The organism is Virgibacillus oceani (assembly GCF_014638995.1).
Classification (GTDB): domain Bacteria; phylum Bacillota; class Bacilli; order Bacillales; family Amphibacillaceae; genus Virgibacillus_E; species Virgibacillus_E oceani.
This window is the reverse complement of the sequence record NZ_BMFR01000001.1, coordinates 328,139-347,098: the sequence shown is the minus strand read 5'-3', so window position 1 is coordinate 347,098 and position 18,960 is coordinate 328,139. Positions and strand designations below refer to the sequence as shown.

General features: G+C 37.0%; 19 protein-coding genes. All 19 read right to left on the bottom strand.

Annotated features, from left to right (window positions below; genetic code table 11):
* Positions 1–509: 509 nt before the first annotated feature.
* The 19 genes from IEV74_RS01770 to hrcA all read right to left on the bottom strand — a co-directional run bounded on the left by IEV74_RS01770 (position 510) and on the right by hrcA (position 18,917).
* On the bottom strand, positions 510–905 hold the full coding sequence (locus tag IEV74_RS01770) for a diacylglycerol kinase family protein (protein WP_188453625.1): 396 nt from the start codon (positions 903–905) through the stop codon (positions 510–512).
* A complete protein-coding gene (ybeY, locus tag IEV74_RS01765; RefSeq protein ID WP_188453624.1) occupies positions 883–1,347 on the bottom strand; it encodes an rRNA maturation RNase YbeY in 465 nt (154 codons plus the stop codon). The genes IEV74_RS01770 and ybeY overlap by 23 nt, the downstream gene beginning before the upstream one ends.
* Position 1,348: 1 nt before the next feature.
* Positions 1,349–3,490 carry an HD family phosphohydrolase gene (locus tag IEV74_RS01760; protein WP_188453623.1) on the bottom strand — a complete coding sequence of 714 codons (2,142 nt, stop codon included), beginning with the start codon at positions 3,488–3,490 and terminating at the stop codon, positions 1,349–1,351.
* Between the two features lie 76 nt (positions 3,491–3,566).
* A complete protein-coding gene (locus tag IEV74_RS01755; RefSeq protein ID WP_188453622.1) occupies positions 3,567–4,526 on the bottom strand; it encodes a PhoH family protein in 960 nt (319 codons plus the stop codon).
* A gap of 2 nt (positions 4,527–4,528) precedes the next feature.
* Positions 4,529–5,743 carry a sporulation protein YqfD gene (gene yqfD, locus IEV74_RS01750; RefSeq protein WP_188453621.1) on the bottom strand — a complete coding sequence of 405 codons (1,215 nt, stop codon included), beginning with the start codon at positions 5,741–5,743 and terminating at the stop codon, positions 4,529–4,531.
* 37 nt (positions 5,744–5,780) lie between these two features.
* Positions 5,781–6,062, bottom strand: coding sequence for a sporulation protein YqfC (yqfC, locus tag IEV74_RS01745; protein WP_188453620.1), 282 nt, complete (start codon positions 6,060–6,062; stop codon positions 5,781–5,783).
* A 120-nt stretch (positions 6,063–6,182) separates the two neighbouring features.
* Positions 6,183–6,680 (bottom strand): YqfB family membrane protein, encoded by a 498-nt coding sequence (locus tag IEV74_RS01740; protein WP_188453619.1) that lies wholly within the window; start codon positions 6,678–6,680, stop codon positions 6,183–6,185.
* Between the two features lie 32 nt (positions 6,681–6,712).
* Complete coding sequence (gene floA, locus IEV74_RS01735; protein ID WP_188453618.1) at positions 6,713–7,702, bottom strand: flotillin-like protein FloA; 990 nt, start codon at positions 7,700–7,702, stop codon at positions 6,713–6,715.
* Between the two features lie 29 nt (positions 7,703–7,731).
* Positions 7,732–9,012, bottom strand: coding sequence for an NfeD family protein (locus IEV74_RS01730; RefSeq protein ID WP_188453953.1), 1,281 nt, complete (start codon positions 9,010–9,012; stop codon positions 7,732–7,734).
* Positions 9,013–9,256: 244 nt separating this feature from the next.
* Complete coding sequence (locus IEV74_RS01725) at positions 9,257–9,703, bottom strand: GatB/YqeY domain-containing protein (RefSeq protein ID WP_188453617.1); 447 nt, start codon at positions 9,701–9,703, stop codon at positions 9,257–9,259.
* 15 nt (positions 9,704–9,718) lie between these two features.
* The gene (gene rpsU / locus IEV74_RS01720; RefSeq protein WP_072887896.1) at positions 9,719–9,895 is read right to left on the bottom strand and encodes a 30S ribosomal protein S21; all 177 of its coding nucleotides are present in this window, start codon (positions 9,893–9,895) and stop codon (positions 9,719–9,721) included.
* A 158-nt stretch (positions 9,896–10,053) separates the two neighbouring features.
* Positions 10,054–10,725 carry a deoxyribose-phosphate aldolase gene (gene deoC / locus IEV74_RS01715; RefSeq protein ID WP_188453616.1) on the bottom strand — a complete coding sequence of 224 codons (672 nt, stop codon included), beginning with the start codon at positions 10,723–10,725 and terminating at the stop codon, positions 10,054–10,056.
* 101 nt (positions 10,726–10,826) lie between these two features.
* Positions 10,827–12,182, bottom strand: a complete 1,356-nt coding sequence (gene mtaB, locus IEV74_RS01710; protein ID WP_188453615.1) for a tRNA (N(6)-L-threonylcarbamoyladenosine(37)-C(2))-methylthiotransferase MtaB — start codon at positions 12,180–12,182, stop codon at positions 10,827–10,829.
* The gene (locus tag IEV74_RS01705; protein WP_188453614.1) at positions 12,182–12,940 is read right to left on the bottom strand and encodes a 16S rRNA (uracil(1498)-N(3))-methyltransferase; all 759 of its coding nucleotides are present in this window, start codon (positions 12,938–12,940) and stop codon (positions 12,182–12,184) included. Before IEV74_RS01705 ends, mtaB begins: the two co-directional genes overlap by 1 nt.
* A 19-nt stretch (positions 12,941–12,959) precedes the next feature.
* A complete protein-coding gene (prmA, locus tag IEV74_RS01700; RefSeq protein WP_188453613.1) occupies positions 12,960–13,898 on the bottom strand; it encodes a 50S ribosomal protein L11 methyltransferase in 939 nt (312 codons plus the stop codon).
* Between the two features lie 143 nt (positions 13,899–14,041).
* Positions 14,042–15,169: a molecular chaperone DnaJ gene (gene dnaJ, locus IEV74_RS01695; protein WP_188453612.1), complete on the bottom strand. Its 1,128-nt coding sequence runs from the start codon at positions 15,167–15,169 to the stop codon at positions 14,042–14,044.
* A gap of 132 nt (positions 15,170–15,301) precedes the next feature.
* Positions 15,302–17,134, bottom strand: a complete 1,833-nt coding sequence (gene dnaK, locus IEV74_RS01690; RefSeq protein WP_188453611.1) for a molecular chaperone DnaK — start codon at positions 17,132–17,134, stop codon at positions 15,302–15,304.
* Between the two features lie 27 nt (positions 17,135–17,161).
* The gene (gene grpE, locus IEV74_RS01685) at positions 17,162–17,740 is read right to left on the bottom strand and encodes a nucleotide exchange factor GrpE (RefSeq protein ID WP_188453610.1); all 579 of its coding nucleotides are present in this window, start codon (positions 17,738–17,740) and stop codon (positions 17,162–17,164) included.
* A 145-nt stretch (positions 17,741–17,885) separates the two neighbouring features.
* Positions 17,886–18,917, bottom strand: coding sequence for a heat-inducible transcriptional repressor HrcA (gene hrcA / locus IEV74_RS01680; protein WP_188453609.1), 1,032 nt, complete (start codon positions 18,915–18,917; stop codon positions 17,886–17,888).
* Positions 18,918–18,960: the final 43 nt, after the last annotated feature.

The following is an 18,960-nucleotide window of genomic DNA, read 5'->3' as shown; positions in this document are numbered from 1 at the left end:
ACTAACGTTTGTAGTGACATTACTGAACAAGAAGAATACGGGTATTTGGTTTTAGGTGGCGGCCCTGTTACTGAGACATGTCAATTTCAGTAAAAATGTAACTTAAGTGATTTTCCGAGTGCAGTTAATAGATGTTCCCGTGCCCGATATTCACTTGATGCAAATATTTTCTTCAATGCTGCACTCTCGCAGCACGCAGATTTTCAGCAGTGATTTTGCTTGTTGCACTACGGGACACACAGATACTTTTTTAACTGAAGCATCAATTCTTCATGGGTCACTTTGAATACGGACTGCATACAAAAAATATACCTGTATACTGTATATCTATTCCCTCATAAATAAAATAAACAGATGAAGCCCAACCCCAGAGAATGAACAACATAGATGGCAAAGATTACGGGTCACTGCAGGAACTTTTCCCTTCCGAGCGGACACATCGCGGAACTTAGGAATACCGGGAATTTCAGCAACGGCAGCTAATCTATCGTTTCTATCTGATTTTTAATCTATAAGGAAAATAGCCTCATAATGGAGATTAATTTAGGCAGAAAAATAAGAAATCCAACAATTGCAGCTATTATTGCAGACACTAGGACAGCTCCAGCTGCAACATCCTTAATCATTTTGGCATCGGGATGAATATCGGGTTTAAGATAGTCAATTATTTTTTCTATTGCAGTATTTACCATTTCTGTAACTAATACGAAGCCTATAACCAATAAAACAATGGACCATTCCAAAGTAGATAAACGGACTATAAATCCAATCACAATCACAATTACTGCTGAAAAGATATGGATTTGGAAATTGCGTTCCGATTTAATCATATTCGCCAGACCATTCCACGCATAGATAAACCCAATTGACCGCTTTTTCGACTTATCGTGCGAGCCCGAATTCATCTAAAATTTCCTCTTGTTTTTGAAACATTTGCGCTTCATCTTCTTCATTCATATGGTCATACCCTAATAAATGAAGAAAACCATGAACAGTTAGAAACCCTAATTCCCGTTCAAATGAATGGTTATAGTCCTCGGCTTGTTCTTTAGCCCGGTCAACCGAAATGACGATATCACCCAATGTTAGAGGCATATCATCTCCTACAACGTTCAACTCCCCTTCAACCATTTCTTGCATTGCAAAGGATATTACATCTGTTGGCTTATCCTGCTGGCGATAATTTCGGTTTAATTCATGAATTTCGTTATTGTCAACAAAACTTACCGACACTTCCGCCTCATTTGATATCCCTTCTTTTTTCGCAGCAAATACTAATAACCGCTGCAGCATATCAACAAAATCTTCAGGAACCGTGTTGGTTTGATCATGAAAATCAATATGCATGTTATTTTGCCTCCTTCATTGGATATTGAATTCTTGAATGAAAAATCCCTTTTAACGTTTCACAAATAGATTTATGGATTTTATGCAATTCTTTCATTGTTAGCGGACTCTCATTTAATTGTCCATCCATTAAACGATCATTGATAATCGAGGAGACTATTTCCTCTATTTTTTGCTCTGTTGGTTCCTTTAATGATCGAACCGCCGCTTCAACTGAATCACAAATACACACAATCGCTGCTTCTTTCGTTTGCGGTTTAGGACCGGGATAACGAAAGTCACTCTCTTTTACATGCTTATTCGTTTCCTTTTCTTTATAATAGAAGAATTTTAATAGTGTCGTACCGTGATGCTGCAATGCAATATCAATTATTTCTTTCGGTAATCTGTGTTTTTTTAACATATTTGCCCCATCATAGGGATGGTTAATAATTATTTCCGCGCTCTGCCTTGGCTCAATTACATCATGCGGATTTTTAATTGACAACTGATTTTCAATAAAATAATGTGGCCTTACGGTTTTTCCAATATCATGGTAATATGCCCCTACCCTGGCCAATAATCCGTTAGCTCCAATGGCTTCACATGCTGTTTCACTTAAATTGGCAACCATTATAGAATGATGGTATGTTCCAGGTGCCTCCGTTAAAATCTTGCGTAGTAACGGCTGGTTTGCACTCGATAATGACAAGAGCTTTATATCTGATAAAATCCCCAATCCTGTTTCAAAGAAAGGTAATAAACCAATAGTCAAAACGGCAGATAAGATAGCAGAAGCAAATCCAAAACCCGACTGATAAATTAGATCACTTAATGAATATTTTTCAAATGAAAGAAATAAGAATAAGAATACAGTAATAATATTTACAGCAGCCATCCCTAGTCCAGCTTTTACAATTGCTAATCTATCTTTAACATTCATTAAGAAGATAATGCCGCCAATTTGCGAGAAAAAGAAATAAATACCCGCTTCAATATTTAATGAACCCGGAATTTCTCCATTGAAAATAATACTACCTAATATAGCGTACAAAATAGCTAGAACGATGGCTATTCGTTCGTTTATTAACTGTTTTAACAAGAGCGCTCCTGTTGCTGCAGGTACAATAAAGAATAATTGATTGATCTGAGTTGTAAATAGACTTACTACTTTCATTAACGTTATAACAATAAAGCTTATTAATAAAATGGATGCTACAGTCCCTTTATCCAACTGCTTTCTCTTATCAATTGCATACATTTCATAAAAAATGACACCCATGACTAATACGATCAATAAGGCTAAGCCTATAAGAGGATACACATTTCGTTCCTTATTTAATAAACCTACCAGCTTCAACTCCTCATAAATTTCGTTCGTAATAGTCTGCCCTTCCCTGACAATGATTTCTCCAGCCCTAATTATAACAGGCTCAACACTGCTAGCTGCCTCTTTTCTTGCGTCCATCGTTTTCTCAACATCAAAAAATGAATTTTCCACAACTGCAAATTCACTCAAGGGTATTAAAGCTTGTCTGACATCATTACCTACGTTTGAATATTTCACTTTTTGTTTTAGTTCAGCCGTAGCACTTTGAACATTTTCAGTTCGGACACCATTATTCAACACCTCTGATAATGAAGTGATGAATAATTCTTTACCCTCCTGGCGCTCTTTTGGAGTTGCCTCAAGCAGGTTAATTAATAAAGAGTCATTTATCTTTTCTGTTATTTCAGGAGAAAGTATATTCTGAAGACGTTGAACCTTTTCCTGTGTAGTTAATAACACAGCCTCTTTACCTTCTGAATCCTGTTCGGAATTTCCGTCACTTTCTTCCAGCTTTCCAATAGCATCAAATATTTCGCTCGTGTAGCCGATTTGTTCATCTGTAATTTCCTGTGATATATCATATCTATCTTCTATAGACTGAACAGTTTCTCGTGTTTTGCGCTTCGTTTCTTGTTCATTTTCTATTGTTATAGGCGAACGAATTGTCTCTTTAGCATAATTAAAGCGTTCAATATCATATGTCTCTGTAGAAACATTATTCAATGTCAGCATGAAGAAAAAGACCCCTAATGCGACGACAGGTATAAATATAGTCACCCACATTGATTTCATATTTAATAGTAAATCGATAAAATCGCTAAACTTTTTCTTCATGTCTTCCCCCCGCTTTCAGAAACATAAATATAGAAATAAGACCCCAATTGCAAAAGGGTCTTACAAAATGGATAATCTAATTTGTTTGTTCATATGCGTCGATAATTCGCTGAACTAAAGGGTGTCTAACAACGTCTGTTTGATTTAAATGAATAAAAGAAATACCTTTTACGTCGGATAAAAGCTGACTTGCCACATGTAATCCGGACTTTACACCTTTAGGCAAATCGACCTGAGTGATATCCCCGGTAATGACCATTTTAGATCCAAACCCTAGTCGCGTTAAAAACATTTTCATTTGTTCCGGGGTAGTATTTTGTGCCTCATCTAAAATGACGAATGCATCGTCTAGCGTTCTTCCGCGCATATAGGCAAGCGGCGCAATTTCAATCGTTTCCCTCTCAATAAGACGCGCAGTATGTTCGGCACCTAAAACATCATGCAGGGCATCATATAATGGACGTAAGTATGGATCAACTTTTTCCTTTAAATCTCCCGGTAAAAAACCTAAGCTTTCACCCGCCTCAACTGCTGGGCGAGTAAGAATAATTCGTTTTACTAAACCGTTCTTCAGCGCATGAACTGCCATAACCACTGCCAGGTAAGTTTTCCCCGTACCTGCTGGGCCAATACCAAACACTAAGTCGTTCATTTTAATTGCCGCTATATAGCTTTTTTGTCCTAATGTTTTTACTCGAATTGACTTTCCCTTAACGTTTTTAGTAATTTCATCTTCAAATAGCGTTTCCAATTGATTAATATTGCCATTCTTAGCTAATTCAACTGCATATACAACATCGCGCTCCGATATCGTTAATCCTTTTCGTATAATAGCTAATAATGTTAATAATATATCCTGGACTAATTTGATATCATCTTTTGTTCCAGAAACACTGACTTGTTCCCCTCTAGTTACAATTGAAACATTTAATTGTTCTTCAAGCTGCTTCAGATATTTATCATTAGTACCAAATAATGATAACGCTTCATTTGGATTAGTAATTTGTAAATCAATTGTACTTAAGTTCTCCGACATAATCAATCTCCTTGATTTATAGGTTCTGCTTTTGTTATATCTTCTTCTACTGTTATATATAAGATTAATTTAACTTTACCATTCTCGGTTGTTTCTTGCAAAATTTTTTCCGAGATTATTTTTGCATCGGATTGAAGTCTGAGCAATAACTCACTTTTTGCTTGTTTTATTCCTATTTTGATTGCTTCTTCCTTCGTTCGTTTCACCTTATTATACGTCTTTTCACTTAATGTGGTTTCAACAAAATGAATCGGTAATGTCCATTTAAAAAAATGAATTGGATTTTCGTTAAGTTCCTTATGAATGTTTTTAAATTCTGACTTACCAAAACCCCAGATTGGTATTTTAAAGTCGCCAAATTTTAAAGAATATTTCTTTTCCTTTTCACCAGTGAGCAATTCAAAATTTGCTTCTAACGGCACCGTTACTTTTGTTTTATACCATGTTTCCGCAATTACTTCACCTTCTGAAGCAACAAATTTTGATTTCCCTTCTTTTTTCTTTTTATCTGAATCACCAATCGAATCAATTTTACCTGAAACGAGAATGTCACCAGGCTCCACATAATCATTTACCTTAACCTTCGAAAGGCCTTTTGAAACATACATATTTTTTATAACACCTTTTTTGGTTGCTACAAGATTCCTTGGTCCATGTACTTCCTTTTCCTTTACAATTGATTTCTCAACGCCTTCAAGAAAATAGGTTGTCCCTTTTTTATCTACACCAACCCACAGTAATTCCGGAATATCTTTCACCAGCTTTTGTTGTATAACACTTGTTGGTTCTAGTGATAAACTCCACGCACCAGGATGGACTCCGTAATTATTAAGTTGTTTTACAATTTTCTTTTCAATATCCTTTGAAACATTCGTAATTTTTACTTCCCAGATTATATTAGATAGAAAGATAATTAATATTATGCTGATTAAAAGTCCTAAAACTATTTCTTTCCTCCGGGTCAATCGTTTAAATAAAAATGGAGTTCCTGACTTCTCGATAAATGTTATTTTGTAATTCGTTTCTCTTCTGATCCGTTTAATATCTTTTATATCATGGAGCCTGATTTTTCCGCTGCATTCCATTTTTCCTTGCTTTTTAATTTCCCAAACAGGAATTCCTCTTTTTACACATTTTTGAAAAAACAGCTCTGGCATATTTCCTTTTACTAATATTGTTACATTACCAGTTATATATGATCCTTGTATCTTCTTCATGTCCTCCTCCTTTAAAAAATCTCCAGCAAATAGAGAATTATCCTGGTAAAAATTTAACCTCAGTAATCGTACCTTCCAGTAAAATTTCTTCAGGCAACATTGTTTTCAGTACAAACGATGATCCAAGAATTTGGATAAATCCTTTTTTCGTTTTTAGTTTAAGCTCCGTTTCAGAGTAAGTAACAAGTCCTTGATGATTCTCGATATAAACATGTATTTGCCCGATCATTGTTATCCGAGGCAGTTCTAGTATTACATCGGAAGGAAGTGCCAAGTATTTCGTTAACCACGGACCTATTCGTTGATGCAAACTTTTCACGTATACAGAGCCCCCTCTCACATTCATGTTTATGACAAGTGTCAATAGATAAGAACAAAAAAAGGGTTCAAAGGATAAAATGCACTACATGCATTCTAATCCTTTGAACCCTTTATAATTCTAACTTCTGCGACTTTCTATCACACTTTTATATGGCTTAACCGCTCTAGGAGGCCCCAAAACTTCTGCCATTATAATACCATCAGTCAATCCTTTTCCTGTTAGATTTCGTTTAACCTGTTTTTTCATCTTCATTTTATTGTGAGCATCGAAACTGCTTCGCTTTTTAAGCGTACTGCCAATGATAGCATCATGTTGACGATTATCCGCCCTTTGTACTCGGTCTGCATTCATGCGCTCTGCCAGCTGCTGCATTTGTTCCTCTTGTTGTTCTTCCATTGTTTGTGTGTTCATATATGTTTGAACTGGCGGTGACTGATGTTGGGACTGGTAATTCCCTCCAGAGGGGGTTGCAGTTGGTTTCGGAACCCGATTTGGTTTGTTATGATCCCTATCAGAGTCATTCTTTGATTTGTCTTTTAAGAAACCAACAATTCCGCCAATAATGGCCAAAACTACAAGAAAATTTCCGAAAATAGCATCAAATATTCCTTCCATCATAGCCCTCCTCTACATAGAAGTCAGACATATTACTCGTTTTCTTCTGTGTCATCTTTAGATAGCTTTCCAATTGTGTCACGCATATCTGTATCAGCATCAATGTTTTTATAGTTCATATAATCCATAACACCTAAATTACCAGATCGTAAAGCTTCAGCAAGTGCTTTTGGTACCTCTGCCTCCGCTTCAACAACGTGTGCACGCATTTCTTGAACCCGTGCCAGCATTTCTTGTTCCTGTGCGACAGCCATTGCACGTCTTTCTTCTGCTTTCGCTTGGGCAATATTTTTATCCGCTTCTGCTTGATCAGTTTGAAGGATTGCACCAATGTTTTTGCCTATATCAATATCAGCAATATCAATGGACAAAATTTCAAAGGCAGTACCTGCATCAAGTCCCCTGCTTAATACATTATGGGAAATAGAGTCAGGGTTCTCTAATACTTTTGCATGTGTATCAGAGCTACCGATTGTACTAACAATTCCTTCACCAACACGTGCAATAACAGTATCCTCACCAGCACCACCAACAAGTCTGTCAATATTTGCACGGACTGTAATACGTGCTTTGGCTTTAACTTCAATACCATCAATGGCAATACCTGAAATAAATGGTGTTTCAATTACTTTCGGATTTACACTCATCTGTACAGCTTCCAGTACATCACGGCCAGCTAAATCGATTGCAGCACCTCGTTCAAAACTCAACTCAATATTAGCACGGTGTGCAGCAATTAATGCATTAACAACCCTGTCTACATTACCACCTGCCAAGTAATGGCTTTCCAGCTGGTTGGTGCTTAAATTCAATCCTGCCTTGTGTGCTTTAATTAAAGGATTGATTACTCTTGATGGAACAACACGGCGTAATCGCATTCCGACCAAAGTAAATATTCCAACTTTAACACCTGCCGCTAATGCACTAATCCATAGCATTACCGGTATAAACGTAAATAAAATTGCTACAGCGATAATAATAACCCCGATTATAATAATCGGCATTAGTTGTTCTAATTCCATTTTCTAACTCCTCCTAATATATCTATTTCTTATATTTCACGAACTACAACCCGTACTCCTTCCACTTTTACTACCCTAATCGATTTATCCTGATGAATAAAGCTCCCGTCAGAGACAACATCGATTCTTTCGCCATCAAATGAGGCTATTCCAGAAGGTCGTAACGGTGTAACAGTCACCCCCTCTAGTCCAATCAGTTCAAGACGGTTAACAGATGATACATAGCCCAATTCCGTTGAAGTTTGATCCTTCAAAATAATATGCCGGAAAAATCCTTTCTCCATCCCAATCGTCTTAAATAAAACAACAGCTGCTACAATAGCCACTATGAATGCAATACCAATACTCATAGTCATATGGCCTAAATCCTGACCGGACAATAACAATGACCAAACGACAGATCCTATCCCTAAAATCCCAACTATACCACCCGGTACAAAAAACTCTGCTACAATTAATATAATACCAAGTACGAGTAATATAATTGCTTCAAATCCTGCTAGTCCTGCTACAATATGTCCATAAAAGAACAAAACCAGTGATAATAATCCCATTATTCCTGGAATACCAAAACCAGGAGAATAAAGCTCTACAATTAGTCCAAGACTAGCTATCGATAACAGGATTGGGACTACAACCGGATTTGTCAAAATTCCTGCAAGTTCTTCCGATAAGGTGGGTTCCATTTCAATAATTGTTGACTTACTTAATCCTAGCTCCCCTAATAATTCTACCCGATCCTCTACAGTACCGTTTGAATATCCTACCTCTAATGCTGCGGAAGGATCTAATGTAAGAAACTCTCCTTCAGGTGCCCCGTAATCGGGTAAGTCAATGTTGGGGTCTGCCATTGCCGCGGCATATAATGGGTCCCTTCCTTTAGATTCTGCTGCACTTTTCATAGCTGACAGCCATGCGGATTGCGCTTTTTTGTCTGCAGCAGTTCCATCTTGATTTATCACACCGCTTGCCCCCATTGTTGCTTGTGGATTCATATAAATTGTATCCATATTTAAGGCAATATAAGAACCGGCAGACAATGCTTGGTTTACCACATAGGCAGTTGTAGGGATTTCAAGATTTTGAAGGAGTTCAGCTATCTGTCCAGCTACATCTACCCGTCCCCCAGGCGTATCTATTTCAAATATGATGTGATCTGCTCCTTCTTCCTGGGCTTCCTTTGTCGCTCTAGTTAGAAAGGCTTCCAATCCCTTTTCGACTTCATCTTCAACTGGAATAACGTATACTAACTTCCCATTGCCTTCATTATCAGCATGAATAACATGACCATCATTGCTTGATAATAGCATAATGGCTAAAACTAATAATATGTATGCAAGCAGCCTATTTCCCCGCAAGATATACCACCCCCTTTTATTTCTCAATAATTATACGAAAACTATTATATATAGGTTTCATTTTAAACATAAAAGTCCATATACGCCAACTTTAATTTTAACACATTACATTACTGATATTCTTTCTTTTTTACTATATGAAAAGGTCCCTGCCAATCTTGGCAGGGACCTTTTTGTACGTATTCAAGTAATGTAATCAGCTTAAATGCTTTTGCACAAGCTGATTTATTTTAGAGCCATCTGCCTTTCCCTTAACCTTTGGCATAATTGCGCTCATTACTTTACCCATATCTTTTTTAGATGTTGCATTAACTTCTTGAATCGTTGACTGAACTATTGCCGCAAGCTCATCTTCAGTTAGCTGTTGCGGCATATATTCCTGTAAAATATTGATTTCAATTTCAAGTTTTTTAACAAGATCATCACGTCCAGCTGATTTAAATTCTTGGAGGGAATCTTTTCTTTGCTTTAACTCTCTAGACAAAATAGTTAACTCTTCGTCTTCTGAAAGATGATCTTTACCAAGTTTAATCGATTCATTTTGCAATGAAGCCTTTACCATCCGAATAACACTAAGGGAATCCTTATCCTTATTCTTCATCGCTTGCTTCATATCTTGATTCAGCTGTTCCAGTAATGACATGCTTAGGCACCCACTTTAGTATTTACGCTTTCTAGCAGCTTCAGATTTCTTCTTACGTCTAACGCTAGGTTTTTCATAATGTTCACGCTTACGATATTCCTGCAGTGTTCCACTTTTTGATACACTACGCTTGAAGCGACGAAGAGCATCCTCAAGAGACTCGTTTTTACGAACGCGAGTTGTATTTGACATGCTAATTTCCCCTCCCTCCGAAGCATAAAACAAGATTGTACAGGCATATTAGCATTGAATAACATGCCTTCTGTAATTATAATATAACCTATCAAACAGGTCAACAGATTTTCAAAGAAGAAAATAGAAAACCAAATTACGGATGAGAAATTTATCTTTTAATAATCAGACGTTCCTCTGTTCCCTGCTATAATATCTACACCAGCACTGGCACCTATCCTAGTAGCGCCAGCATCAATCATTGCTTCAGTGGACTCCAGATCACGTACTCCTCCTGAAGCTTTTACTCCCATTTCATTTCCTACTGTTTGACGCATTAATTTAATATCTTCAACAGTTGCACCACCACCGGAAAATCCAGTTGATGTCTTAACGAAATCAGCACCAGCTTCTTTCGCCAATTTGCATGCCCGCACTTTCTCATCTTCAGATAATAAAGACGTTTCAATGATAACTTTCGTCAATGCAGTTCCCTTAGCTGCGTTCACAACTGCTTCAATTTCATTACGAACAACATCATCGTTATTTGATTTTAATGCCCCGATATTGATTACCATATCTACCTCAGTTGCTCCATCTTTAATTGCTTGATTCGTTTCAAATACTTTAGTTTCAGTTGTAGCAGCTCCTAAAGGAAAACCGATTACTGTACATACTTTTACATCAGTATTCTTTAAACGCTCATAACAATACGAAACCCAGTAAGGATTAACACATACTGATGCAAATCCATGTTCACTTGCTTCTTTCACAATTTGACTAATTTTCTCTTCAGTTGTATCTGGTTTTAATTGCGTATGGTCAATATATTTTGCTAGTTCTTTACTCATTGATAACTTCCTTTCAGATCTGTTGTACGTACCTCTTGATAATGATAGCATGGTTTACTTAAAAAATCTATTTAAAAAATAATCCCGGAAAATTCCGGGATTTAAGATGTCACTTTTATATTTTTATTAGTAGCATCATCCATGATCCTGACAAAAGTTCCTTCATTATAAGGGTAACCTGACTTGTTAATTTTCACACGTACTATTTGGCCGATCATGTCTTGACTTCCGGTAAAGACTACTTTCAAATAGTTATCCGTGTAACCAACAAGTAAATTAGGGTTAGTTTGATCTGGCATACGTTCCTCTGGAATTACTTCCAATATTTCATTCTCATATTCAGATGCATACTCTTTTGCCAGCTGATTAGATAATTCAATCATTCGGTGCACCCGGTCTTCCTTTTCTTTATCTTCAACCTGATCTTGCATTCTGGCTGCCGGTGTTCCAGTTCGTCTTGAAAATGGAAAAACATGAAGTTCAGAATAACCTACATCCTTAATAAAATTGTACGTTTCCATAAACTCTTCCTCAGTTTCCCCCGGAAAACCAACAATAACATCAGAAGTAATAGCAAGGCCAGGCAGTGCTTTACGAATTCTGTCTACTTTTTGTTTGTAAAATTCACTAGAATACTTTCTGCGCATTCTATTAAGAACTGTATTAGATCCAGATTGCAATGGTATGTGTAAATGACGTACTATCTTCTCGGATTTATCCAGCACATCAATTACTTCATCTGTTATTTGACTAGCTTCTATTGATGAAATACGAATACGTTTTAATCCATCAACTTCCGTTTCCAATTCACGAAGCAGTTTCGCAAAATTATAGTCATTCATGTCTTCACCATAACCTGCAGTATGAATTCCAGTTAGTACAATTTCCTTATACCCCGCATCAACTAAGCGTTGTGCTTGAACAATTACATCTTCAGGTTTTCTGGAACGTAATAGACCCCTTGACCAAGGGATGATACAGAATGTGCAGAAATTATTGCAGCCCTCCTGTATTTTTAATGAAGCCCGTGTTCGATCTGTAAATTCTGGAACATCCATTTCTTCAAATACTCGGTTTTTCATAATATTTGTAACACCATTAATTGGTTCACGTGTTTTCAGGTGTTCCTCTATATAACCAATCATACTTTTACGGTTTTGTGTACCAACTACAACATCAACACCAGGGATTTCCATAATTTCTCCTGGTGAGGTTTGTGCGTAACAACCGGTTACACAAACAACGGCTTCCGGGTTTTTCCGAACAGCACGCCTTATTACCTGACGACTTTTTTTGTCGCCAGTATTCGTCACAGTACATGTATTAATAACATAGACATCTGATTGACGGTCAAAATCAACACGTTCATATCCATTATCCTTAAACATGTTCCAAATTCCTTCAGTTTCATAATGATTAACTTTACAGCCTAATGTATGAAATGCAACTGTTGGCATTATCTACACCTCAATTCTTCAAAATGGTAGGAAATGCTAGCCAAAACATAAAGAGGAGCGGTTTCTGTACGCAATATTCGCGGCCCTAATCTTACAGAGGAAAAATCATTTTCTTTAAACGTTTCGACCTCATTTGCAGAAAAACCGCCTTCTGGACCAATACAAACAAGTACGTTCTGCCCCGCTTTAATAGAATTTACTAATTTCCCAAATGATTGATGCTCGGACACTTTTGCTTCTTCTTCATAAGCAAAGATTTTAACATCATATTGTTTGCTTTCTTCAATTAACTCTTTAATCCCCATAACAGGTTTTAAATCTGGTATACTGTTACGATGACTTTGCTCACTTGCTTCTTTAAGAATTTTGGATAATCGTGTTATTTTTTTTTGCGTTTTTTTCGCATCCCAAAATACGACTGACCTTTCAGCTTGATATGGAATGAATGCACTAGCCCCTAATTCTGTACCTTTTTGCAGAACATATTCAATTTTATCACTTTTTGGCATGCCTTGAGCAATTGTGACGTTAACCGGCAATTCAGAGTCTTCATTAAGCCATTCATCAACATGAACTGTAACGTCTCCCTGGCCGACAGAAGTAACGACACATTTCGCTGCTCGGCCATCTGGGTGATTACAAATAATCATACTGCCTTCTTTATACCGCATTACCCTTGAGATATGATGAGCATCGTCTCCCGAAATAGCTACTTCATTCTCGTACCAGTTCTCCGCTGGAACAAAATAGCGTTGCATAATGTGCACCTACTTTTATCTATATCTTCTTTGCAATAATAGAAACCCAATCTTCCATTTCATTCACTTCAATAATTTCAAACCCATTTTTTTGCAATTCCCCTTTAACAAGGGCTTTTTTCGCTTGAATAATACCAGAAGTAATGAACAATCCATTATGCTTTAAATTATTCCATGCATCGGTAATAAATCGAACAATAATTTCAGCTAAAATATTTGAAACAACAATATCAGCTTCTTTATGAACATGGTCAAGCAAATTATTTTGTTTCGTTAAAATTTGCTGATCTACTTTATTAAGCTTGGTATTAAGTTTAGTGCTTTTTACCGCTACCTCATCCAAATCATACGCATACACCTTTTTTGCCCCAAGCAAAACTGAAGCAATGCTTAACACACCTGTCCCACATCCAACATCAATAATAACGTCATCTTTGTTAATAAATTGTTCAAGACCTTGAATACTTAATACAGTAGTAGGATGGGTGCCAGTTCCAAAGGCCATTCCAGGATCCAATTCTATAATTAGTTCATCACTTGATACTGGTGGATAGTCTTCCCATGTTGGTGTGATTGTAATCTTTTTTGATATTTTGACAGGCTTATAGTATTTTTTCCATGCGGTCGCCCATTCTTCTTCATTAATCTCACTAAGCGTTACCTGATTATGTCCCAGATCAATATCATAAAGCATTAATCCATTTATCGCCTGTTTAATCTCATTAACGGTTTCACCTAAAAAACTGTTAACAGGTAAATATGCCTTGACATATACACCTTCCTCAGGGTATTCTTTTGGATCCAATTCATAGATTTCCCCGTATGATGTGTCACGCTCTTTAATTAAATCTAACGGGTCTTCAATTACCACGCCACTTGCACCAGTTTCATGAAGTATATGGGAAATTGGCTCAATAGCTTCATTTGTCGTATGAATGCATATTTCCGACCATTTCATTACAACCCACCCATTTCTCAGAAAAACCTTTGTAATTAACAGATTCTTCTTTAATAATTCCACTATATATGTAAATGGTGTTGATCACCAACACCATTTTTACTAAAGAAATATATGACATACAGCATTGTCCGCCACACTTATCAATCACCTTTAAACGCTTTTTTAAAACGCTGAAAAAATGATCCATCCTGTTCATCTGTTGCCTCATTGCCGCCTATTTCATTAAACTCTCTCAGCAATTCCTTTTGCCTGTCTGTTAATTTGCTAGGGGTAACAATACGAACCTTTATATGCTGATCTCCATGACCATAGCCACGAACATTCGGCGCACCTTTACCCTTCAAACGGAACACCTTGCCTGTCTGTGTTCCCGCTGGTATTTTAAGCATAACCTTGCCATGTACTGTTGGAACTTCAATTTCGTCACCGAGAGCTGCTTGAGCAAATGTAATAGGCAATTCACAATATATATGATCACCTTCACGCTCGAAAAACTCATGGGCTTTTATTTGAACTACCACATACAAGTCGCCTGCTGGACCACCATTTACTCCAGGTTCACCTTTTCCAGAAACACGAATTTGTTGTCCTTCGTCAATTCCGGCCGGTATAGAAATATGGATCTTTTTATGCTTTTTCACTTTTCCTGTTCCACCACATGTATTACATTTTTCGGGAATAATTTTTCCTGTACCATTACAATGGTGACATACCCTTCTATTCACAACACGGCCAAATGGAGTATTCTGTTCCGTATTTAGTTGTCCCGAACCATTACAATGCGAACACGTTTTAGTTTTTGTTCCCGGTTTAGCACCAGATCCATGGCATGTATCACAGTTCTCCTCTTTTGGAATACTGATATCAGTTTCCTTACCAAAAATTGCTTCTTCAAAATCTAACACAAGTGTATATTGTAAATCTGCTCCTTGCTGAGGTGCATTCGGATCACGTCTGCGGCCACCTCCACCAAAGAACATATCAAAAATATCGCCAAAACCACCAAAGTCCTGAGCTCCGCCGCCAAATCCTCCGAAGCCCTGACCCTGTGCACCAGCATGACCAAACTGATCATATTGAGCACGTTTTTGTTCATTGCTCAAAACCTCATATGCTTCCTTAGCTTCTTTAAATTTATCAGCAGAATCCGCTTCCTTATTAACATCAGGGTGGTATTTTCTAGCCAATTTCCGATAGGCTTTTTTTATTTCTTCTTTAGAAGCGTCTTTTCCAACGCCAAGTACATCATAATAATCACGCTTACTCACTTGTCAATCACTCTCCCGACACTATTGCAATACTTTTAATCTTATCATCATTTGGTCCTTGAAAGCAACCAAACGAAAAAAAGTCAAAGTCAAGGGTATCCTGACTTTGACTTTAAAATTTAAGCAGTACTATTATTTTTTGTCTTCTTCGTCATCTACTTCTTTATAATCTGCATCTACAACATCGTCATCACCATTTTGACCTTCTTGAGTCTGTGCTGCTTGTGCATCCTGCTGCATTTGTTCATATAGTTTAACTGAAAGCTGTTGAACTTGTTCTTGCAATGCTTCTTTCTTTTCTTTGATTTGATCTGCATCATCAGATTCAATTGCTTTCTTCAATTCTTCTTTAGCATCTTCTGCTTTTTGTTTCTCATCATCTGATACTTTATCACCAAGGTCTTTAATCGTTTTATCCGTAGTGAAGATTAATTGATCTGCTTCATTACGCAGTTCAACCTCTTCCCGGCGTTTTTTATCAGCTTCAGCATTATCTTCAGCTTCCTGTACCATACGATCTACTTCCTCATCTGAAAGTCCAGAAGAAGATTTAATTGTAATCGATTGTTCTTTGTTCGTACCCATATCTTTAGCACGTACATTTACAATACCGTTAGCATCGATATCAAACGATACTTCAATTTGTGGTACTCCGCGTGGTGCTGGTGGAATATCCGTTAATTGGAAGCGGCCAAGTGTTTTGTTATCTGCTGCCATTTCACGTTCACCTTGTAACACGTGAATATCAACAGCCGTTTGATTATCAGCAGCAGTTGAGAAAACCTGTGAATGACTAGTTGGAATGGTAGTATTACGTTCAATCAATTTCGTAAATACACTTCCCATTGTTTCAATTCCCAATGAAAGTGGTGTAACGTCTAATAACACAACGTCTTTTACATCACCTTGAAGTACACCGCCTTGAATTGCAGCACCAAGCGCCACAACTTCATCAGGGTTTACACCTTTTGAAGGTTCTTTTCCAGTTTCACGTTTAATTGCATCTTGAACAGCTGGTATACGAGTAGACCCACCAACCAAAATCACTTTATGAATTTCATTTGCAGAAAGATCAGCATCTCTTAGTGCTTTTCGAGTTGGAACCATTGTGCGTTCAACTAACTCAGAAGATAATTCATCAAACTTAGCACGAGTCAAGCTCATTTCTAAATGTAATGGTCCTGCCTCACCTGCAGTAATAAATGGTAATGAAATTTGTGTCTGTGTTACACCTGAAAGGTCTTTTTTCGCTTTCTCAGCAGCATCTTTCAAACGCTGCATTGCCATTTTATCTTTTGAAAGATCAATTCCATTTTCTTTTTTGAATTCCTGTACAAGATGACCGATGATAACTTCATCAAAATCATCTCCACCTAGGCGATTATCCCCCGCAGTTGATACTACTTCAAATGTTCCATCACCAATATCCAAGATAGAAACATCAAACGTACCGCCGCCTAAGTCATATACTAGAATTGTTTGATCCTGATCATCCTTATCGATACCATAGGCCAATGCTGCAGCAGTTGGTTCGTTAATAATACGTTCAACTTCAAGACCCGCAATTTTACCAGCATCTTTAGTTGCTTGACGTTCAGCATCATTGAAATATGCTGGAACAGTAATTACTGCTTTTTCTACTTTTTCGCCTAAGTAATCTTCTGCATATGATTTAATATGCTGCAAAATAATTGCTGAAACCTCTTGGGGAGTATATTCTTTGTCTTCAATTTTCACCTTATAATCTGTACCCATATGACGTTTAATGGATTGGATTGTGTTAGGGTTTGTAATTGCTTGGCGTTTTGCAACCTCGCCTACTTGACGTTCGCCATTTTTAAAGGCAACTACAGATGGTGTTGTACGATTACCTTCCGGGTTCGGAATAACTACCGCTTCCCCGCCTTCCATCACTGATACGCATGAATTTGTTGTTCCTAAATCAATTCCGATTATTTTACTCATAATCCATTTCCTCCTTAACTGCATCCATTATTTATTAACTTTTACCATTGCTGGTCGAATAACTCTGTCTTTAAGTAAATATCCTTTTTGTAATTCCTCTACAATGATATTTGATTCCATTTCATCATCTTCTATTTGCATAACAGCATGATGAAGATTAGGGTCAAATGATTGTCCTTTTGTTTCAATTTCCTCTACACCATGTTGTTTAAGGGCATCCTTCAGCTGACGGTAAACCATTGAAATCCCCTCTACAAAACCTGCATTTGCCTCAGTAACCTCTTGCTGCAATGCTCTTTCAAAGTTATCAATCGCGGGTAAAAGTTCATTCACTAAGTCTTGAGATTTATATTTGCGCTCTTTTTCCTTTTCTTTTTGTGAGCGTTTTTTAAAATTTTCAAATTCTGCTTGATTTCGAAGCAATTTTTGATAAAGCTCATCTTTCTCTTTTATTAAATTTTCAACTTCTTCTCTTAGTGTTTCCATTTTACTTTCGTCTGAATCTAAATGCTGTTGCTCCTTTTCATCGGCATCAATAACCTCTGTCAATTCTGGTTCATTATTTCCCAAGATTTCTTCTTTGTTTAATTCTTTTTCTTCTGCCATAATAGCCACCTCCTCTGTAAAATCGCCACGTTAGACTATACCATGAATAGTATTCAAAATAAACTCAAAAACATAAAGAAGTGATGGGAAATAAACTCCCATCGATTAGACCCGAAAACCAAGCCCCAGAATACACTATTTATTCTCATTCATTGTTTTTATACCACATATATAATGCTTCTGTCATTTCGTTTGATAGAGCATTTAATAGTGTAATTACTTTATTATATTCCATCCTTGTTGGACCAAGTAAAGCAATCGTACCCATTTGCTCCTCACCTAAATGATAGGTTGCGGTGATTAGACTACAATCCTTTATAGCATCCACCTTGTTTTCGTGTCCGATTGTCACTTTAATTCCGTCCGTTGTTGCTTTTAGCATATTTGCAATTTCATCTTCTTTTTCCATCATTGCGTAGAATGAACGTACTTTGTCAATGTCCTTAAATTCAGGCTGCATCAGCATGTTTGTTTTACCGCCAACATATAGTTTCACGGGATGTTCATTGAAAAAAGCAGCTTTTAAATAGTCAAACGATTTTTCAAAATCACTTACGTACAATCTTATAAGTGATCGTACTTCGGTATTTAATTTTTCAGGCAACTGTAAAATAGGTACACCATGCAGCCGATCATTTAAAATATTGACCATTTTTTCCAAATCTGATGCCGACATCTCGTTAGGAATAGAAAAAGACCGATGTTCCACATGTCCCGTATTCGTTATTAAGATGGCAACCGCTGTTTGCGGTGTTAAAGTGATGATTTGCAATTGCTTTAATTTTGTTTCAAATACCTCCGGACCCAAAATTATAGATGTGTAATTCGTTAAATCTGAAAGCAGTTCGGCAGATTTTTGAACGACCTGTTCAAATTCAAAAATACCATCTTGAATGACGTGTTTAAATACGTTAACATCATCAGATATAATTTCTGGTGATAATAAATTATCAACATAAAATCGATATCCCTTTTCTGACGGAATTCTTCCGGAAGATGAATGAGTCTTTTCCAAAAATCCCATGTCCTCTAGATCCGCCATTACATTTCTAATTGTGGCAGGACTAAAAGAAATGTTATCTTTTTTTGAAATAGCACGTGATCCAACTGGTTGTGCCGACTGGATGAAATCATCAATAATGACTTGTAAAATCAACAACTGTCTACCTGTTAACATGATGATCACCTCTGTTAGCACTCTCCTTTAACGAGTGCTAATT